Raw genomic sequence first — 3,113 nt, forward strand, 5'->3', positions numbered from 1 at the left:
CCCGGGTTACCGAATTCAGACAAACTCCGAATGCCGATGATTTATGTTTGGGAGTCAGACTGCGGGTGATAAGATCCGTAGTCGAGAGGGAAACAGCCCAGACCACCAGTTAAGGTCCCCAAGTATTCGTTAAGTGGAAAAGGATGTGGCGTTGCCCAGACAACCAGGATGTTGGCTTAGAAGCAGCCATCATTTAAAGAGTGCGTAATAGCTCACTGGTCGAGTGGCGCTGCGCCGAAAATGTACCGGGGCTAAACGAATCACCGAAACTGTGGATTGACATCTTAGATGTCAGTGGTAGGAGAGCGTTCCAAGGGCGTCGAAGCTAGACCGTAAGGACTGGTGGAGCGCTTGGAAGTGAGAATGCCGGTATGAGTAGCGAAAGAAGGGTGAGAATCCCTTCCACCGAATGCCCAAGGTTTCCTGAGGAAGGCTCGTCCGCTCAGGGTTAGTCAGGACCTAAGTTGAGGCCGAAAGGCGTAGACGATGGACAACAGGTTGATATTCCTGTACCACCTCCCCGCCGTTTGAGCAATGGGGTGACGCAGTAGGATAGGGTGAGCGCGCTGTTGGTCATGCGCGTCTAAGCAGTGAGGTGTGGAATGAGGCAAATCCCATTCCTATAACATTGAGCTGTGATAGCAAGGGGTGTATACCCTGAGTCCCTGATTTCACGCTGCCAAGAAAAGCCTCTAGCGAGGCGGGAGGTGCCTGTACCGCAAACCGACACAGGTAGGCGAGGAGAGAATCCTAAGGTGATCGAGAGAACTCTCGTTAAGGAACTCGGCAAAATGACCCCGTAACTTCGGGAGAAGGGGTGCTCTGGTAGGGTGTTAAAGCCCGAGAGAGCCGCAGTGAATAGGCCCAGGCGACTGTTTAGCAAAAACACAGGTCTCTGCAAAACCGCAAGGTGAAGTATAGGGGCTGACGCCTGCCCGGTGCTGGAAGGTTAAGAGGAGAGGTCAGCGCAAGCGAAGCTTCGAATTGAAGCCCCAGTAAACGGCGGCCGTAACTATAACGGTCCTAAGGTAGCGAAATTCCTTGTCGGGTAAGTTCCGACCCGCACGAAAGGCGTAACGATCTGGGCACTGTCTCAACGAGAGACTCGGTGAAATTATAATACCTGTGAAGATGCAGGTTACCCGCGACAGGACGGAAAGACCCCGTGGAGCTTTACTGTAACCTGATATTGAATTCCGGTGCAGCCTGTACAGGATAGGTAGGAGCCTTGGATTCCGGAGCGCTAGCTTCGGATGAGGCGTTGGTGGGATACTACCCTGGCTGTATTGGACTTCTAACCCATGCCCCTTATCGGGGCAGGAGACAGTGTCAGGCGGGCAGTTTGACTGGGGCGGTCGCCTCCTAAAGAGTAACGGAGGCGCCCAAAGGTTCCCTCAGAATGGTCGGACATCATTCGTAGAGTGCAAAGGCATAAGGGAGCTTGACTGCGAGACCTACAAGTCGAGCAGGGTCGAAAGACGGGCTTAGTGATCCGGTGGTTCCGCATGGAAGGGCCATCGCTCAACGGATAAAAGCTACCCCGGGGATAACAGGCTTATCTCCCCCAAGAGTCCACATCGACGGGGAGGTTTGGCACCTCGATGTCGGCTCATCGCATCCTGGGGCTGTAGTCGGTCCCAAGGGTTGGGCTGTTCGCCCATTAAAGCGGTACGCGAGCTGGGTTCAGAACGTCGTGAGACAGTTCGGTCCCTATCCGTCGCGGGCGCAGGAAATTTGAGAGGAGCTGTCCTTAGTACGAGAGGACCGGGATGGACATACCTCTGGTGTACCAGTTGTCTTGCCAAAGGCATCGCTGGGTAGCTATGTATGGACGGGATAAATGCTGAAAGCATCTAAGCATGAAGCCCCCCTCGAGATGAGATTTCCCATTACGCAAGTAAGTAAGATCCCTCAAAGAAGATGAGGTTGATAGGTCTGGGGTGGAAGCACGGCGACGTGTGGAGCTGACGGATACTAATCGATCGAGGACTTAACCAATTTTGAAAAGGGCTTGATTACCCTGATTCTGTGTAGCACAATGTCTGTTTTATTCAGTTTTGAGCGAACAAAATTAATTATTTTGTAAAAACGCTTGCAAGTCCTAACAAGATATGATATACTTAATCTTGTCTTGTGGAAAATAGTTCAGTGACGATTGCGAAGAGGTCACACCCGTTCCCATACCGAACACGGAAGTTAAGCTCTTCAGCGCCGATGGTAGTTGGGGGTTTCCCCCTGTGAGAGTAGGACGTCGCTGGTCTGTTAGTCCATAGAAGATACTTATTGTATATTCTTAATATTATTCCGCAGTAGCTCAGTGGTAGAGCAATCGGCTGTTAACCGATCGGTCGTAGGTTCGAGTCCTACCTGCGGAGCCATTTAGGAGAGCTGTCCGAGTGGCCGAAGGAGCATGATTGGAAATCATGTAAGCGGCTAACGCTGTTTCAAGGGTTCAAATCCCTTGCTCTCCGCCAGATTCACATAAATAATAATCAAGGCCCCTTGGTCAAGCGGTTAAGACACCGCCCTTTCACGGCGGTATCACGGGTTCGAATCCCGTAGGGGTCACCATTACTTTTTCAATACGAAGTATTGAAAAGAGTTTATCATTAAGCACGTAGGCTTTAATTCAGTAATTCGAGCATAGTATACTCTCGTTGAAATTGGGAGGAGCAAGGAGCGTACATTAGTACGTGACTGACTGAGCGAATGAAGCTGACAAAGAGATGCGCAGCTTATCGAAATTTTACCCAGGAGGATTAGCTCAGCTGGGAGAGCACCTGCCTTACAAGCAGGGGGTCGGCGGTTCGAGCCCGTCATCCTCCACCATTAATTTTTTTGAGCAGCTTCACCGCTTAAAGAAATTTCCTTACATTTAATAAATAGTATTGTCGCGGGGTGGAGAAGTGGTATCTCGTCGGGCTCATAACCCGAAGGTCACAGGTTCAAATCCTGTCCCCGCAACCAAATTTTATCATGATGTAGCAGATTAAGCTCATTATCAAATGAATACTTTATATTGTTGTCGCGGGGTGGAGAAGTGGTATCTCGTCGGGCTCATAACCCGAAGGTCACAGGTTCAAATCCTGTCCCCGCAACCAAATGGTCCCGTG

Annotated in this window: 6 tRNA genes and 2 rRNA genes (1 of these 8 only partly in view); all 8 read left to right on the plus strand. The window is 50.8% G+C overall.

The features are described 5' to 3' along the window. Positions 1–1,998, plus strand: a 23S ribosomal RNA gene (locus I2484_RS09705); it begins 934 nt to the left of the window's first position. Positions 1,999–2,144: 146 nt separating this feature from the next. Further along, positions 2,145–2,260 (plus strand): 5S ribosomal RNA (gene rrf, locus I2484_RS09710). A gap of 43 nt (positions 2,261–2,303) precedes the next feature. Further along, a tRNA-Asn gene (locus I2484_RS09715) sits at positions 2,304–2,378 on the plus strand. A 4-nt stretch (positions 2,379–2,382) separates the two neighbouring features. Continuing rightward, positions 2,383–2,474: transfer RNA gene (locus I2484_RS09720), tRNA-Ser, on the plus strand. A 22-nt stretch (positions 2,475–2,496) separates the two neighbouring features. Continuing rightward, positions 2,497–2,571, plus strand: a tRNA-Glu gene (locus tag I2484_RS09725). A 182-nt stretch (positions 2,572–2,753) separates the two neighbouring features. Then, positions 2,754–2,829: transfer RNA gene (locus tag I2484_RS09730), tRNA-Val, on the plus strand. Between the two features lie 63 nt (positions 2,830–2,892). Continuing rightward, positions 2,893–2,967 (plus strand) — tRNA-Met (locus tag I2484_RS09735). A gap of 59 nt (positions 2,968–3,026) precedes the next feature. Beyond that, positions 3,027–3,101: transfer RNA gene (locus tag I2484_RS09740), tRNA-Met, on the plus strand. Positions 3,102–3,113 lie beyond the last annotated feature (12 nt).

Source organism: Sporosarcina sp. E16_8 (assembly GCF_017347095.1).
Taxonomy (GTDB): domain Bacteria; phylum Bacillota; class Bacilli; order Bacillales_A; family Planococcaceae; genus Sporosarcina.